A 14360-nucleotide genomic window follows, 5' to 3' on the forward strand; every position below is an offset into this window, starting at 1 on the left:
TAGCCGATCGCGTGCATGGCGCCGCGCCAACTCTGAAACAATGCCGCCCATGCTGCAATTCACCGTCCACCACACGTCGGGCCAGGCCAGGCGTGGCACCCTCACCCTCAACCACGGCGTCATCGACACTCCGCAGTTCATGCCGGTGGGCACCTACGGTACGGTCAAGGGCATCACGCCCGAGGGCCTCAAGGCCGCGGGCGCGCAGATCATTCTGGGCAACACCTTTCACCTCTGGCTGAGACCCGGGCTTGACGTGGTGCGGCAGTTCGGCGGGCTGCACCGCTTCATCGGCTGGGACGCGCCCATCCTCACCGACAGCGGCGGCTTTCAGGTGTGGAGCCTGGGGGCGATGCGCAAGATCAGCGAGGAGGGCGTGAAATTCGCCTCGCCCGTCAACGGCGACAAGCTCTTCCTCACCCCCGAGGTGAGCATGCAGATCCAGACCGTGCTCAATTCCGACATCGTCATGCAGTTCGACGAATGCACGCCGTACGACGTGACGCGCGGCGGGCAGAAGCACATCACCACCGAGTCCGAGGCGCGAGCTTCGATGGAACTCTCGCTGCGCTGGGCCGCGCGCTGCAAGGCCGAATTCGCCCGGCTGGAAAACCCCAACGCCCTGTTCGGCATCGTCCAGGGCGGCATGTTCGAGCACCTGCGAGACGCCTCGCTCGACGGACTTGCCGCGCTCGATCTGCCCGGCTACGCCATCGGCGGCCTGAGCGTGGGCGAGCCCAAGGACGACATGCTGCGCCTGCTGCGCCACACCGCGCCCCGCCTGCCCGCCAACAAGCCGCGCTACCTCATGGGCGTGGGCACCCCCGAAGACCTGGTCGCGGGTGTGGCCGCGGGCATCGACCTGTTCGACTGCGTCATGCCCACGCGCAATGCACGCAACGGTCACCTGTTCACCCGCTATGGCGACCTGCGCATCCGCAACGCCCGCTTCAAGCTGGACGAACGCCCTCTCGACGAAACCTGCACCTGCCCCACCTGCCGCCAGTTCTCCCGCGCCTATCTGCACCACCTCGACCGCTGCGGCGAAATGCTATTCGGCATGCTCGCCACCACCCACAACCTGCACTACTACCTGCAGCTCATGCGCGACATGCGCGCCGCGCTCGACGCCGGGACGTTCGACGCCTTCGTCACCCAGTTCCGCGCCGACCGGGCGCGGGGGGTGTGATCCTCATCTATCGCGCCGCGCGCGGGTCGCGTACCTGCAGCACTTTGCCGTGGGTGCGGATATCGAACAGGCCGATGGCCTGAAACAAGCCTGAAAGCTTGGCGTAGCCGTAGTTGCGGCTATCGAAAGAAGCCTGTTTGGAAATGTGCTGACCGACGGCGCCCAGGCCTGCCCAGCCTTCCTCGTCGGCAGCCGCTTCGATCGCCTTGCGCAGCAGGTTGACGAGGCGGGTATCGCCGCGCAGGGTCTTGGCATCGGCGCGGGTCGGGGCGTTTTTGGGGGCGCTGCTGCCGACAGGCGCACCAGTGGGTGCAGGCTCATCAGACGGTGAGGCGGCTGGCGCGTCCTCGGGTCGGCGGAGATTCTCCAGATACAGAAACTTGGAGCAGGCGTTGACGAAGGGCTTGGGCGTTTTCTGTTCGCCGAAGCCATAAACCTTGAGACCGTTGGCACGCAGACGCATCACCAGCGGGGTGAAATCCGAGTCGCTCGAAACGATGCCGAAGCCGTCGAGCTGTTGGGTGTAGAGCAGATCCATCGCATCGATGATCATGGCCGCATCGGTCGCGTTCTTGCCCTTGGTGTAGTCGAACTGCTGGATCGGCTGGATGGCGAAATCGTGCAATAGCGCCGCCCATGCGCTCAGGTGCGGGCTTCTCCAGTTGCCATACGCGCGGCGGATGTTGATGACCCCTTCTTTCGCCAGTTCGTCGAGGACTTCGTCGGTCATATCCGCCGGACTGTTGTCAGCGTCGATCAGAAGGGCGATACGCGGTTCGTGGCTCATCGGTGTGTGGCTTTGCGCAACCGTTTCAGTTTAGGTCAGCGCGTCACAGTGACTGATTTGTTCGCCGCCATGGCTCCGGGCTCGGCGTCAAACCGGATGGTTCATGAGGTCATGGGATGATGCGCGGGTGCAAAGACTCCCCAACCCGACCGTCAGCCCCTGCAGGTGCAAAGCGCCGCCTCATGGAGAATCTGGGTTCAATGCTCGTAATACTCCGTATGAGTGTGCATTTTTCAACAACTGCCCCGCCAGATTGCAAACGACAATTCACCTTTCACGCTCATGCTGGGTGGGTGGATCGGGTGACGACATGAAGTTCTGGCAACGCAGTCCTGCAGCGCAAGCAGCCGAAGGCGGCAGCGACACCCTGCTGCCCGGTCCCGACGCGGCCCATCCCATCGGCCGTCTGGGTCTGTTTCTGCGTGCCGAGGACGAGGCCGACTATGTCCAGGCCAACTGGGCGCAGATCGCTGGCCGGCTGCGGCTGCTGGGGCTGGTGGGTGGTGGCGCGTTTTTTATGGCCAGCGTGGTGGACTGGCTGCATCTGCACGGCCAGGCGCCCTTTCTGGGTCTGCTGGCGCTGAGACTGGGCGTGCTTGCTCTGGGGCTGCATCTGTGGCGCACCGCGAGAGCCGTCGGTGTGCATTCCCCGGTGGCGCTGCGCTACGCGCTGATCCTGTTCGAACTGGGGGTGATCGTCGCGTTCCGTCTGGTCAATGTGGGCTACGGCAACTATTCGCCCAACCAGGGGCTGTCGGCCTTGCTGATGACGCTGGCGTTCTACGCCTTCGTGCCCATGCTGGCTCCGGCCAACTTCTGGCTGTTGCCGCTGGCCACGCTGACCTTGCTGGCTCAGTCGCTGTGGTGGTTCGAGGTGCCGATGAAAGAACTGGCCACGCTGCTGGTGATGGCGACATTCGTTCACATCTTGGGCTGGGCCGCGGCGGCGCAGAACGCGCGCGGCAGGCGGCTGGCCTGGCTGGACAGTCGGCGTCTGGCGCGCGAGATGAAAGAACGTCGTGCCGCCGAGAGCAATCTGCAGCATCTGTTCGAGGTCTGTCCCGTGCCGCTGGTGCTCAGCGCGCAGGATGATGGCCTGGTGCTGCGTTTCAATCAGGCGGCGCAAAATCTGCTCGATCCGGCGGGGCGGTTCTCCGAGCCGGGTACCGCATGGGCGGGCGAGTTCTACGTCGATGCGCAGGTGCGCCAGCAGGTGGGCGAGGCGTTGCGCGCCCGGGGGCAGGTCGGCCCGATGGACGCACGTCTGCGCAGCGCCGAGGGCGACCCCATTCATGTCATGCTGGCCGCACGCAGCCTGCACTTCGATGGCCAGGATGCGGTGCTGACCAGTTTGGTGGAGATCACCGAGCGCAAACGCCGCGAGCTGCGGCTGGCACGGCTGGTGCAGACCGACGCGCTCACCGGCCTGTACAACCGCACCGGGTTTTTCGAGCGCAGCCAGGCGCTGCTGGCCAAGGCTGACCGCGCGGATTGCAGTGTGTTGCTGATGGATGCCGATCACTTCAAGCGCGTCAACGATACCTATGGCCATGCCGTTGGCGACGTCGTGCTGCAGCAGATCGCCAGCCGCATGAGCACGGTGCTGCGCGAAGGCGACGTGCTTGGCCGCATCGGCGGCGAGGAATTTGCCGTGTTTCTGCCCAACACATCGAAGCGGGCTGCGCGGTTGCTGGCCGAGCGCATCCGCCAGATCGTCGATCGTCATGCCCTGCGGGTGCAGGGGCAGCGCGTGCCCATGAGCCTGAGCATCGGCGTCGCGCTGGTGCTGCCGACCGAGCGCACCGTCGATGCCGCGCTCAGCCGTGCCGATGCTGCGATGTACCGCGCCAAGCAGAGCGGCCGCAACCGCGTGGAGGTCAGCGCCTGAGCGCGCGTCGGGTTGCGCACTGTGGCGGTTCAGGCGCCGGTCTTGATCTTCACGCCATAGCCCTCGTCGGCTACGGCTTTGATCAGCGCCTCGGGCGCGGCGCTGCCTTGCACCCGGGCGATGCCCTCGGCGAGAAAGACCTGGGCATCGGCCACGCCCGGCACTTGCTTGAGGGCCTTGGTGACGGCGGCGCTGCAATGGCCGCAGCTCATGCCGGTGATCTGGAGTTGCACGGTGTTCATGGGGTTTCCTTCGTCAGTCGATGAGGTTCAGGCGGCTTTCGCCAGGGCGTCGCGGGCGGCCATCAATTTGCCGCACACTTCCTTGGCGATGGCGTGCACTTCGGGTTTGTCGATCAGTCCGAGCACCGAGGTCGGATCCATGAAATCGACCACCACCTGTTTGCTCGCGGCGTCTTCGCGCACCACCACGTTGCAGGGCAGCAGGGCGCCGATGTGCGGATCGAAGTCCAGCGCCTTCATGGCATAACCGGGGGCGCAGGCGCCGAGGATGCGATAGGGCGGACGATCCACGCCGAGCTTGGCCTTGAGCGTGGCCGACACGTCGATGTCGCTGATGATGCCGAAGCCCTGGGCTTTCAGCGCCTCGGTGGTGCGGGTGACGGCGTTATCGAAGGTGCAGCAGGGCTGGGCGGAAAACACGATGGAGGGCATGGGAGCGTCCTTTCAGGTGGTGGGGGGCAGGGAAGTGATGGCGGTCGAGGGTGGGGTGGGCGATGGGTGTGTCGCCGACCACGGGGAAAGCCGCTTGAGCCGCAGGCTGTTGCCTAGTACGAACACCGACGACAGCCCCATTGCCACCCCGGCCAACATGGGGTGCAGATGCACGCCCCAGGGCGCGGCCACACCGGCGGCCAGGGGGATGAGGACGATGTTGTAGGCGAAGGCCCAGAACAGATTGCCGTGGATGGTGCGCAGGGTGTGGCGGGCAGTGTCGATGGCGGTGGGCAGGGTGGCGAGATCACCGCGCGCCAGACTGACGTCTGCAGCTTCGATGGCCACGTCGGTGCCGCTGGCCAGCGCCAGACCGACATCGGCCTGCGCCAGCGCCGGGCCGTCGTTGAGCCCTTCGCCAACGAAGGCCACGCGCCGCCCCTGCGCCTGCAGATCGGCGACGATGCGGGCCTTGTCCTGGGGTAGCACTTCGGCGTGGACTTGCTGGATGCCCAAGGCGTCGGCCACGGCCTGCGCGGTGCGTTGCGCGTCGCCGGTCACCAGGGTCACGGAAAGACCGCGGCGGTGCAGCGCCTGCACCACGGCTGCGGCTTCGGGTTTGATCGGGTCGGCAATGCCCAGCACGGCCACGCACGCGCCGTCCTGCGCCAGATAGACGGCGGTCTGGCCACGCGCTTCGAGGGCATCGGCCTGTGCTACGAACTCGCCCAGGGCCACGCCCTCGCGCTGCATCAGCCGTCGGGCACCCAGCAGCAGGCTGTGACCATCGAGGATGCCGCGCACACCGTAACCGGGGATCGCGGCGAAACCCTGTACCGTGGGGATGACCAGACCGCGTGCGGTGGCGGCTTCGCGCACGGCGCGCGCCAGCGGGTGCTCGGAGTCGGCCTCCAGCGCGGCGGCCAGGCGCAGCGCCTCATCGTCGCCCAGCGCGCTGTGCAGGGCGGTGAGCGCGGGGCGGCCCAGCGTGACGGTGCCGGTCTTGTCGAGCAGCACGGTGTCGATGCGCGACAGCGCCTCCAGCGCCTCTCCCTTGCGGAACAGCATGCCCATTTCGGCGGCGCGGCTGCTGCCCACCAGAATGGCGGCCGGCGTGGCCAGACCCATGGCGCAGGGGCAGGCCACCACCAGCACGGCCACCGCCGCGACCAGAGCCACGCTCACGTCGCCCGTGAGGCCCAGCCAGACGGCAAAGCTCGCCGCGGCGATGAGCAGCACCGCCGGGGTGAACACCGCCACCACGCGGTCGGCCACGCGCTGCACCGGCAGCTTGCCGGTCTGCGCGCTTTCCACCAGCCGCACGATCTGCGCCAGCACCGAGTCGGCGCCTAGCGCGGTGGCTTCGATCACCAACCGCCCTTCGGCGTTGACCGTGCCGCCCACCACTCGGTCGCCGGGCTTGCGGTGCACCGGCACGGGCTCGCCGGTGAGCATGGATTCATCGACATGGCTGTCACCCTCGACGATCAGGCCGTCCACCGGCAGGCGCTCGCCGGGGCGCACCAGTACGCGGTCGCCCAGGTGCAGCGCGGCGATGCCCACCTCACGCTCGCTGCCGCCCGCGTCGAGCAGTGTGGCCTGCTTGGCCTGCAGACCGAGCAGCTTGTGCATGGCCGCCGAGGCCCGCCCCTTGGCCAGTTCCTCGAGGTACTTGCCCAGCAGGATCACCGCGACAACCACGGCGGCCGAGTCGAAATACACATGGCGCGACTCGGCAGCGAAAAGATGCGGCGCAAACAGCACCAGGGTGCTGTAGGCCCATGCCGCGCCGGTGCCGGTGGCGACGAGCGAATTCATGTCGGGTGAAAGATGCCGGTAGGCGATGAGGCCGGTGCGAAAGAAGCGCCTGCCGGGGCCGAACAGCACCGCGGTGGTGAGGGCGAACTGCACCCATTCCCAAAAGCGCGGCAGCGGCGCGGCGCGCAGCAAGGCGGCGTCGAGCGCGGGCCACGCCATCGGCAGCATGGACAGCAGCAATACCGGCAGGGCGAGCACGGCGGCGGCGACGACATCGCGCCGCAACGCCGCCACGCTGCGCTCGTGGGCGCGCGCGCTGGCGTCCTCGGCGGCGGTGTCGCCTTCCTCCACGGGCCTGGCGCCGTAGCCTGCGGCCACCACGGCCTGCGCCAGCGCGGCGGGGGCCAGCATGGCGGGCAGATAACGTACCTGCGCGCGGTTGACGGCAAGGTTCACCGTGGCCGCGAGTACCCCGGGCAGCTTGCGCAACGCGCGCTCCACCCGGCCGCTGCACGATGCGCAGGTCATGCCTTCGACGTCGAGTGTGGCCTCGGCCACCAGCGGGGTGTAGCCCGCGGCGCTGACGGCATCGACCAGCTGCTGCGCCGTGGCGGTCTGGGGATCGATCGTGACCTCGGCCTGGTTGGTGGCGAGATTCACGCTCGCGGCCTGCACCCCGGGTAGCTTGCGCAGCGCGCGCTCCACCCGGGCGCTGCATGAGGCGCAGGTCATGCCGTCCACATCCAGCCGCAGCGTCTGGCCGGTGGTTGACGGGGTGTTCGCGGGCACAGGGTTGGTCTGCGGCTCCTGCGAGTCGATCGGGCAGGCTGTGGGCGTGTCGGGGGCCATGTTCGCTTCCTTCACGATTTCAGCGCGGCGAGGATGGGGCACTGCGCCGCCGGACCGTGGCCGGGGCAGGCGTCGAGCAGAGCCTGCAGCCCGGAGCGCATGCGCCGCAGGTCGTCCATCTTGGCGTCGATCTGCGCCAGGCGCTCGGCGGCAATGGCGCGTACCGCACCCATGTCGGCCTCGGGCCGGGCGTGCAGCGCCAGCAGTTCGGCGATCTCGGCGAGGGAAAAACCGAGAGCCTGCGCGCGACGGATGAAGTCCAGGCGCTCCAATGCGTCGGGCGCGTAAAGACGGTAGCCGCCGGGGGTGCGCTCCGCGGGCGAGAGCAGACCCAGGCGCTCGTAATAACGCAGGGTTTCGGCGCCGAGCTGCGCGCGCTGCGCCAGTTCGCCGATGGTCAGACGTTCGGCATCGGGCAGGCGTTGGGGCTTGGGTTGGGCGGACATGGCTTTGCGTGGGGCAGATTCGGAATGCCACAACTCTACACCTTACTAAAGACTTTAATCTTGAAAGGGGATAGCGCTACGCGCGAAGCACTGCTGCGGATCAGACGCGCAGCGTCTTGCGCCGCCGCAGCCAGTTGATGAATTGCCGTCCGTATTCGGGCTGCATCCACACCAGCCAGCCCGCGACCACGGCATTGAACAGCGCCACGGTGAGCAGCAGCACCGGCACGCCCACGCCCAGGGTCAGCAAGGTGGCGCAATAGGCGGCGCAAGCGATCATGAACAGGGCGTTGATGATGTTGTTGGCGGCGATCACCCGGGCGCGGTGGGTCTCGGCCACGCTGTGCTGCACGAAGGCGTAAAGCGGCACGCTGTAAAGCCCGGCGCTGGCCGAGATCAGCAGCAGATCGACCATGATGCGCCAGTGCGCGCCTTCGCGCAAAAACAGCGTGAGGGTCTGCAGCGTGCCGTCGTGTGGCAGGTCGTGCGTGGCGAAGAACAGATCGACGCCGAACACCGTCATGCCCAGGGCGCCCAGCAGCACCAGGCCGATTTCCACCCGTCCATGCGCCAGCCATTCGCACGCCACCGAGCCCAGGCCGATGCCCACGGCGAAAATCACCAGCAGCAGCGAGGCCACGGCCTCCGAGCCGTGCACCACCTCGCGGGTGAACACCGGGAACTGGGTGAGAAAGGCCACGCCGTAGAACCACATCCACGACACCGCCATCAGCGCCACCAGCACGGTGCGGTCGGTGGCGGCGAGCCTGAGACTGCGCACGGTTTCGGTGAACGGGTTCCAGTCGATGCGCTGGCCCGGCGCCAGCGGCGGGGTATGGGGCACGAAGCGCGCCATCGTCCACCCGGCCAGCGCCACGATCAGGCAGGCCACCCCGGCGAACACCGGGCCTTGCGGATAGGTCATCAGCACGCCTCCGGCCAGGCTGCCCAGCAGAATGGCGACAAAGCCGCCCATCTCAGTCATGCCGTTGCCGCCGGTCAGCTCAGCGGTGTGCAGGTGGCGCGGCAGATAGGCGAATTTCACCGGGCCGAACAGGGTGGAATGCAGCCCCATGCCCAGCACGCAGACCAGCAGCAGCGGCACGTTCACGGTGATGAAGCCCCACAGCGCGGCCAGCATCACCACCACCTCGAAGGTTTTGATGCGCCGCATGATGATGCCCATGTCCATCTTGTCGGCCAGTTGCCCTGCGGTGGCCGACAGCAGCACGAACGGCAGCACATACAGCGCGGCGATGAGGTTGACCATCAACCCGGCGGGCAGCCCGGTCTGCGCCTGCGCGCGATAGGTCACCAGCATGGTGAAGGCGAACTTCAGCAGGTTGTCATTGCCGGCGTTGGTGAACTGCGTCCAGAAGAACGGCGCGAATCGCCGCTGGCCCAGCAGCTTGAACTGGTTGACGGATGCAGGGGGATCAGGCGGACAGCGAGGCGGGGGCATGCAGCGGTGGAAGACAAAAACGGTGGAATGTTCGCACAGTCGGGTCGCCTCGCGCGCCCGCATCCCGTTTCAACCCCGCTGCCGCGCCCAGGCCAGAAAGCGCTGACCGTACAGCGGCTGGCGCCAGATCAGCCACAGCGCGGCCACGGCGTTGAGCAGTGCCACGCTCAGCAGCAGCGTGGGCACGTCCACCCCGGCGGCCAGCAGCGCGGCGCAATAGCCCGAGCACACCACCATGTAGAGGGCATTGAGAATGTTGTTGGCGGCAATGACGCGCGAGCGGTGCGTCACCGGGGTGTGATGCTGGATGAGCGCGTACAACGGCACGCTGTAGACCCCGGCGCTGGCCGACAGCAGGAACAGATCGAGCATTACCCGCCAGTTCGCGCTTTGCTGCATGAAAGCCGCGACCCCCAGCAGCGCGGCGCCGTGCGGCAGCCCCTGCACCGCAAAGTAGAGATCGACGCCGAACAGGGTCATGCCGATGGCTCCCAGCGGCACCAGGCCAATTTCCACCCGCCCGCGCGCCAGCCACTCGCACGCCACCGAACCCAGCGCGATACCGATGGAAAACACCGCCAGCAGCAGCGAGGCCACGGCCTCGTCGCCACCGAGCACGTCCTTGGCGAACACCGGAAACTGGGTGAGGAAGGACACGCCGTAAAACCACATCCAAGAAATCGCCAGCAGCGCCTGCAACACCGTGCGGTCGCCCGCAGCGAGCCGGATGTTGCGCACCGTCTCGGTGAAAGGGTTCCAGTTGATGCGAAGCTGCGGGTCCACCGGCGCGGTGGCGGGAATGAAGCGCGCCGCCGTCCAGCCGAGCAGCGCCACGCCTACGCACGCCAGCCCGGCCAGCAGCGGCCCGCGCTCGAAGGTCATCAGCAGCCCCCCGGCCAGATTGCCCAGCAGTATGGCGACGAAGGTGCCCATCTCGGTCATGCCGTTGCCGCCGGTGAGCTCGGCCTGGTTGAGGTGCTGCGGCAGATAGGCATACTTGGCCGGGCCGAACAGGGTGGAGTGCAGCCCCATGCCGAAGGCGCAGGCCAGCAGCGCAGGCACGCTGCCCACGACGAAGCCCCAAAGCGCCAGCAGCATGATGCCGATCTCCAGCGTCTTCACCCGGCGCATCAGCGCGGCCTTGTCGAACTTGTCGGCTAGTTGCCCGCTGGTGGCCGAAAACAGCACGAAGGGCAGGATGTAGAGCGCCGCGATCAGGTTGACCATCAGCCCGGTGGACAGCGCCGTCTGCCCCTCGGTGCGGTAGGCCACCATCACCGTGAAGGCGAACTTGAACAGGTTGTCGTTGCCCGCGCCTCCGAACTGGGTCCAGAAAAAAGGCGCGAATCGGCGCTGACCCAGCAGGGCGAATTGATTGGGGCGGGCGCGATCGGTCATGGCAGTGGGCAAGAGCGCAGGGGCGGCTCGATGGTACCGCCCGATAATGGCCGCCCATGACGACACCGCCACCCGCCTCCACGCCCGCCGTGGTCAATATCTCCTGCTACAAATTCGTCAGCCTCGACGATCTGCCCGGCTGGCAGGCGCGGCTGAAGTCGCAGTGCGACGCGCTGCAGCTCAAGGGCACCATCCTGCTCGCGCCCGAGGGCATCAACCTGTTTCTCGCGGGCGCGCGGCAAGCCATCGACGCGGTGATGGCGACCTTGCGCGCCGACGCCCGGCTGGCCGACCTCTGCCCGAAGGAATCGCTTTCAGCGACCCAGCCCTTCAAGCGCATGAAGGTCAAAATCAAGCGCGAAATCATCACCCTCAACCGCCCACAGATCCGCCCCGAGGCCGGGCGCGCGCCTGCGGTGACACCCGAGCGCCTGCTGGCCTGGCTCGACGCCGGATGCGACGACGACGGTCGCCCCGTGGTGCTGCTCGACACCCGCAACGCCTTCGAGCGCGATCTCGGCAGCTTCGTCGGCTGCATGGATTTGCGCATCGGCAAGTTCAGCGAGTTCGCCCCCGCAGTGGAGGGGCGCGCCGCCGACCTTGCAGGCCAGACCGTCGTTACCTTCTGCACCGGCGGCATCCGCTGCGAAAAAGCCGCGCTGCTCATGCAAGACCTGGGCATCGAGCGCGTTTACCAGCTCGAAGGCGGCATCCTCAAATACTTCGAGCAGGTCGGTGGCGCGCATTACGAGGGCGGCTGTTTCGTGTTCGACGAGCGCGAAGTCCTCGGCTCCGATCTGCGCCCGAGCGATGGCACCCTCGCCCCGCCCGCTACACCGCGGCACCGCTGAACCTCACATCCCCTTGCGCGCCAGATAGATGCCTGCGAGCACCAGACCGGCGCCGAGCAGTTGCGGGGCGGTCAGCGCCTCGCCGAGCAGGATCCACGCATACACCACGGCCATGGCCGGCTGCACCAGCAGACCTACCGACGAGAGCGCCGGGTTGAGCCTGCGCACCGCGTAGGCGATGACCACCTGCCCGCCGATCTGCACCAGCAGCGCCAGTCCGAGCACCCACGCCCAGCCGATGGTCGCAGTCGGCCACATCCGCCCCTCGGCGAGAGCGAAAGGCCAGAGCACCAACGCTGCGAGCAGGGTGACCACGGCCATGAGCGGCGCGGTGGACAGCCGCTGCCGCGCCTGCTGGATGCCCACCTGATACGCCGCATAGAACACGGCCGACACCAGACCGCTGGCATCGCCCAGAAGCGCGCGGCTGTGGCCGAAGTTGGGGCCGATCATCAGCGCAGCGCCGCCCAAAGCCGCGGTCAGACCGGCGAGAAACACCGGCCGCGGCGCGTTGCGGGTGATGATCCAGAAAGCCAGGGTGATGAGCACGGGGGCGAAGTTCGACTCCAGCGTGGCATTGCCCACCGCCGTCCACGTCACCGCGAGGTGAAAAAACACCAGATCGAGCGCGAACATGGCTGCGGCAAACAGCGCCAGCCCCCAGGTCGGCCAGTGCGCCAGCAGCGTGGGCGGGGAAGGGCGCGAGGTGAACCATCGCGGGGAGCCGGGTGTGGGCAGCGCGGCGGTCTGGGGCACGGGCTTGCGTGCCCATTCCACCGCAGCCCAGGCCAGCAGAAACGGCGCGGCCACGGCCATGCGCCAGAAGGCGCTGGCGAAGGGCCCGAGGCTCGCGGTGGTGTCGGCCAGCCGCACAAAGACGCCGGCGAGACCGAGCACTGCGCCGCCGAGGAGCAAAATAATGAAATCCATCACCGGATTGTCGGTGCTGTTCCTCGTTTCGTAGCAAGGGCCGCTGCCGGCGGCCTGTTTCAGTCATGCCTGTGCACACTCTGCGTCGATTGACCGGGCGTCGGCGTACGCCTTGGGCGGACCGCGTGCTCGGTCTGGTGCTGGCCGCGGTGGCGGGCGCGGCCAATGCCGGAGGTTTCGTCGCCGTGCATCAATACACCTCGCACATGACCGGCATCGTGTCGGAGATGGCCGATCACCTCGCCGTGGGGAACTGGACGCTGGTGGCGGCCGGAACGGGGGCGGTGCTGAGTTTTGTGGTGGGGGCCATGGTGTCCACGCTGCTGATCAATCTGGGTCGCAGGCAGCATCTTCACAGCGAGTACGCGCTGCCCTTGGTGCTCGAAGCAGGGGTGATGCTGGTGTTCGGCCTGATGGGCACGAGCCTGTCGGAGCGCGACTGGGTGTTCATTCCGGCTACGGTCTCGCTGCTGTGTTTCATGATGGGTTTGCAGAACGCGATGATCACCAAGGTGTCGCACGCGGTGATCCGCACCACGCATGTGACGGGCATCGTCACCGACATCGGTATCGAGCTCGGGCGCATGGTGTACTGGAACCGCGCCCCCGATCCGCAACTGCGGCCGGTTCGCGCCGATCTCGGCCATCTCGCTCTGTTGACGGGCTTGCTGCTGCTGTTTTTCGGCGGCGGCGTGGTCGGTGCGATCAGTTTTGCCCGCATCGGCTATGTCACCACCTTGCCTTTGGCGGCCTTGCTGCTGTTGCTGGCCGCTGTGCCGGTCGGGGACGATCTTTACAAGTTGCGCAAGCGGCTGCTGTCATCCCTGTGACGCATCGGGCGCGCCGTTTCCCGCTTGCCGCTGCACCGGAGGGCAGGGCACGCTGCCGTAAGAGCAGAACACGCAGCAGTCGCCTGGCAGCGGACGCAGCTCGGCGCCGCATGCGGGGCAGGTGAAAAACCACAGGCAGGCATCCTCGGGCATGGTCTGGGTGCTGGAGGCCCCGCAGGTGGGGCAGGTCAACACCGAAACCAGCTCGACCGGCCGATCGGGACTCGCGGCGGAGCAGCAGGCTGGAGATGTCGTCATGGCTTGCCTTGGTGCTGCATCATCTGGCGCAATTGCGCGCAATGGTCGACGGGCGGCGTGCCCGGGGTGAACCACACGGCGTCATAGCCCGCAGGCAGATCGGGTTTGGTCTCGGGCGAGAGGCCATCGAGCAAAAGACTGAACAAACGCACCGGGCGGGCGATGCCCCGCGGCAGACGCGCTTCATGCGCGGCGATATGCAGGGCTATGCCCAGGGTGCGGTCGGCATGAAAGCTGCCCGTGAGCAGCACCACGGTCTTGGCGGGCGCGGCCAGCGCCAAGCTGTGCGCGGCCATGCTGTCGTCGCGGGCGAGCTGGATGCGCGCCATCGCCGGCAATTGCGCGGCGGGCAGAAGGCCGCAATGACTCTCGGCCACGTCGTCGAGAATGCGCTGGCGCACCGCGGGCGGCACGCTGGCGTCCCACTTCGCCTGCTGCATGGCGGCTCGCATGTCGGCCTGCGGCAGGTTGACCCCGACCACAGGCACCCCGGCGCGCACCGCGGCCATCACCGGCGCGGCGTACATGGCCCAAGGCCAGCCGTCGTCGTTCCAGCGCAGCCGGGCGCGTACGACGGCTTCGGGCGCATCGCGCGGGCCGTCGAAACGCTGACCAGCGTCGGCCATCTCCAGTGCGAGTGCGGCAAGTTGTCCGCGCTGGCCCAGCGCGCTGACAATCCACGCCTGCACCGCGTGATGATCGGGATGATCATGCTGCTCGCCCAGCATGCACAGCGTGGCACGTGCGCAGTCGTCCACCAGCTGTTGCGGCGAGATGAACTGCCGACCGCGCTGCAGGATGCGCCCGACCAGCGGCGAGTGCGCCTCGACCGGCTGGGTGTAGCGCGGCAGCGGCGGCAGGGCAGCGGCCCGCGCTGCGGAGGCCGAAAGCCACAGAGGCGCACCGGCCGTCAGACCGAGCGCGACATTCAGACGCCGTCGCGTGGCGTCGGGGTTTGAAGATCGGTTGAATGGCATCATGGCGGCTTGTTTCCTTCGGTATCTGTTGGAACTTACTTCAGGCGGGCAAGCCCGCGTCAG

At 67.4% G+C, this 14360-nt stretch carries 14 protein-coding genes; 4 read left to right on the plus strand and 10 right to left on the minus strand.

Annotated features, from left to right (window positions below; genetic code table 11):
- Positions 1-49: 49 nt before the first annotated feature.
- On the plus strand, positions 50-1189 hold the full coding sequence (gene tgt, locus ASC45_RS05205; protein WP_055450144.1) for a tRNA guanosine(34) transglycosylase Tgt: 1140 nt from the start codon (positions 50-52) through the stop codon (positions 1187-1189).
- Positions 1190-1196: 7 nt separating this feature from the next.
- On the opposite strand, the gene ASC45_RS05210 is transcribed toward tgt, so the two are convergent.
- Positions 1197-1976, minus strand: a complete 780-nt coding sequence (locus ASC45_RS05210) for an NYN domain-containing protein (RefSeq protein WP_055449976.1) — start codon at positions 1974-1976, stop codon at positions 1197-1199.
- 310 nt (positions 1977-2286) lie between these two features.
- Here ASC45_RS05210 and ASC45_RS05215 point away from each other — a divergent pair, with 310 nt between their 5' ends.
- Positions 2287-3864 carry a GGDEF domain-containing protein gene (locus tag ASC45_RS05215; protein ID WP_055449977.1) on the plus strand — a complete coding sequence of 526 codons (1578 nt, stop codon included), beginning with the start codon at positions 2287-2289 and terminating at the stop codon, positions 3862-3864.
- 29 nt (positions 3865-3893) lie between these two features.
- Here ASC45_RS05215 and ASC45_RS05220 read toward each other — a convergent pair whose 3' ends face one another.
- From ASC45_RS05220 to ASC45_RS05245, 6 genes are all read right to left on the minus strand, one after another.
- On the minus strand, positions 3894-4106 hold the full coding sequence (locus tag ASC45_RS05220; protein WP_055449978.1) for a CopZ family metallochaperone: 213 nt from the start codon (positions 4104-4106) through the stop codon (positions 3894-3896).
- A 27-nt stretch (positions 4107-4133) separates the two neighbouring features.
- The gene (locus ASC45_RS05225) at positions 4134-4538 is read right to left on the minus strand and encodes a DUF302 domain-containing protein (protein WP_055449979.1); all 405 of its coding nucleotides are present in this window, start codon (positions 4536-4538) and stop codon (positions 4134-4136) included.
- 12 nt (positions 4539-4550) lie between these two features.
- Positions 4551-7145, minus strand: a complete 2595-nt coding sequence (locus tag ASC45_RS05230) for a heavy metal translocating P-type ATPase (RefSeq protein WP_082454261.1) — start codon at positions 7143-7145, stop codon at positions 4551-4553.
- Positions 7146-7156: 11 nt separating this feature from the next.
- Complete coding sequence (locus ASC45_RS05235) at positions 7157-7591, minus strand: heavy metal-responsive transcriptional regulator (RefSeq protein ID WP_055449980.1); 435 nt, start codon at positions 7589-7591, stop codon at positions 7157-7159.
- A gap of 100 nt (positions 7592-7691) precedes the next feature.
- The gene (locus ASC45_RS05240; RefSeq protein ID WP_055450146.1) at positions 7692-9053 is read right to left on the minus strand and encodes an MFS transporter; all 1362 of its coding nucleotides are present in this window, start codon (positions 9051-9053) and stop codon (positions 7692-7694) included.
- A 69-nt stretch (positions 9054-9122) separates the two neighbouring features.
- Positions 9123-10451: an MFS transporter gene (locus ASC45_RS05245; protein WP_055449981.1), complete on the minus strand. Its 1329-nt coding sequence runs from the start codon at positions 10449-10451 to the stop codon at positions 9123-9125.
- A 56-nt stretch (positions 10452-10507) separates the two neighbouring features.
- On the opposite strand from ASC45_RS05245, the gene ASC45_RS05250 reads away from it, so the two are divergent.
- Positions 10508-11302, plus strand: coding sequence for a sulfurtransferase (locus tag ASC45_RS05250; RefSeq protein ID WP_055449982.1), 795 nt, complete (start codon positions 10508-10510; stop codon positions 11300-11302).
- Positions 11303-11305: 3 nt separating this feature from the next.
- On the opposite strand, the gene ASC45_RS05255 is transcribed toward ASC45_RS05250, so the two are convergent.
- Complete coding sequence (locus ASC45_RS05255; RefSeq protein WP_055449983.1) at positions 11306-12232, minus strand: DMT family transporter; 927 nt, start codon at positions 12230-12232, stop codon at positions 11306-11308.
- A gap of 65 nt (positions 12233-12297) precedes the next feature.
- Between ASC45_RS05255 and ASC45_RS05260 the strand changes: the two genes are divergently transcribed.
- On the plus strand, positions 12298-13062 hold the full coding sequence (locus tag ASC45_RS05260; RefSeq protein ID WP_055449984.1) for a YoaK family protein: 765 nt from the start codon (positions 12298-12300) through the stop codon (positions 13060-13062).
- On the opposite strand, the gene ASC45_RS15445 is transcribed toward ASC45_RS05260, so the two are convergent.
- Both ASC45_RS15445 and ASC45_RS05265 read right to left on the minus strand, forming a co-directional pair.
- A complete protein-coding gene (locus tag ASC45_RS15445; RefSeq protein ID WP_072242979.1) occupies positions 13051-13320 on the minus strand; it encodes a GDCCVxC domain-containing (seleno)protein in 270 nt (89 codons plus the stop codon). The two genes, ASC45_RS05260 and ASC45_RS15445, sit on opposite strands and share 12 nt — an antisense overlap.
- On the minus strand, positions 13317-14300 hold the full coding sequence (locus ASC45_RS05265; RefSeq protein WP_055449985.1) for a ChaN family lipoprotein: 984 nt from the start codon (positions 14298-14300) through the stop codon (positions 13317-13319). The genes ASC45_RS15445 and ASC45_RS05265 overlap by 4 nt, the downstream gene beginning before the upstream one ends.
- Positions 14301-14360 lie beyond the last annotated feature (60 nt).

It is taken from the genome of Thiomonas bhubaneswarensis (assembly GCF_001418255.1).
In the GTDB taxonomy this organism is placed as follows: domain Bacteria; phylum Pseudomonadota; class Gammaproteobacteria; order Burkholderiales; family Burkholderiaceae_C; genus Thiomonas; species Thiomonas bhubaneswarensis.

Coding starts and splice junctions, on each gene's coding strand:
- ASC45_RS15445 (WP_072242979.1), bottom strand. CDS start 13,320: ATGACGACATCTCCAGCCTGCTGCTCCGCCGCGAGTCCCGATCGGCCG.
- ASC45_RS05260 (WP_055449984.1), top strand. CDS start 12,298: ATGCCTGTGCACACTCTGCGTCGATTGACCGGGCGTCGGCGTACGCCT.
- ASC45_RS05250 (WP_055449982.1), top strand. CDS start 10,508: ATGACGACACCGCCACCCGCCTCCACGCCCGCCGTGGTCAATATCTCC.
- ASC45_RS05245 (WP_055449981.1), bottom strand. CDS start 10,451: ATGACCGATCGCGCCCGCCCCAATCAATTCGCCCTGCTGGGTCAGCGC.
- ASC45_RS05230 (WP_082454261.1), bottom strand. CDS start 7,145: ATGGCCCCCGACACGCCCACAGCCTGCCCGATCGACTCGCAGGAGCCG.
- tgt (WP_055450144.1), top strand. CDS start 50: ATGCTGCAATTCACCGTCCACCACACGTCGGGCCAGGCCAGGCGTGGC.
- ASC45_RS05255 (WP_055449983.1), bottom strand. CDS start 12,232: ATGGATTTCATTATTTTGCTCCTCGGCGGCGCAGTGCTCGGTCTCGCC.
- ASC45_RS05265 (WP_055449985.1), bottom strand. CDS start 14,300: ATGATGCCATTCAACCGATCTTCAAACCCCGACGCCACGCGACGGCGT.
- ASC45_RS05235 (WP_055449980.1), bottom strand. CDS start 7,591: ATGTCCGCCCAACCCAAGCCCCAACGCCTGCCCGATGCCGAACGTCTG.
- ASC45_RS05240 (WP_055450146.1), bottom strand. CDS start 9,053: ATGCCCCCGCCTCGCTGTCCGCCTGATCCCCCTGCATCCGTCAACCAG.
- ASC45_RS05225 (WP_055449979.1), bottom strand. CDS start 4,538: ATGCCCTCCATCGTGTTTTCCGCCCAGCCCTGCTGCACCTTCGATAAC.
- ASC45_RS05220 (WP_055449978.1), bottom strand. CDS start 4,106: ATGAACACCGTGCAACTCCAGATCACCGGCATGAGCTGCGGCCATTGC.
- ASC45_RS05215 (WP_055449977.1), top strand. CDS start 2,287: ATGAAGTTCTGGCAACGCAGTCCTGCAGCGCAAGCAGCCGAAGGCGGC.
- ASC45_RS05210 (WP_055449976.1), bottom strand. CDS start 1,976: ATGAGCCACGAACCGCGTATCGCCCTTCTGATCGACGCTGACAACAGT.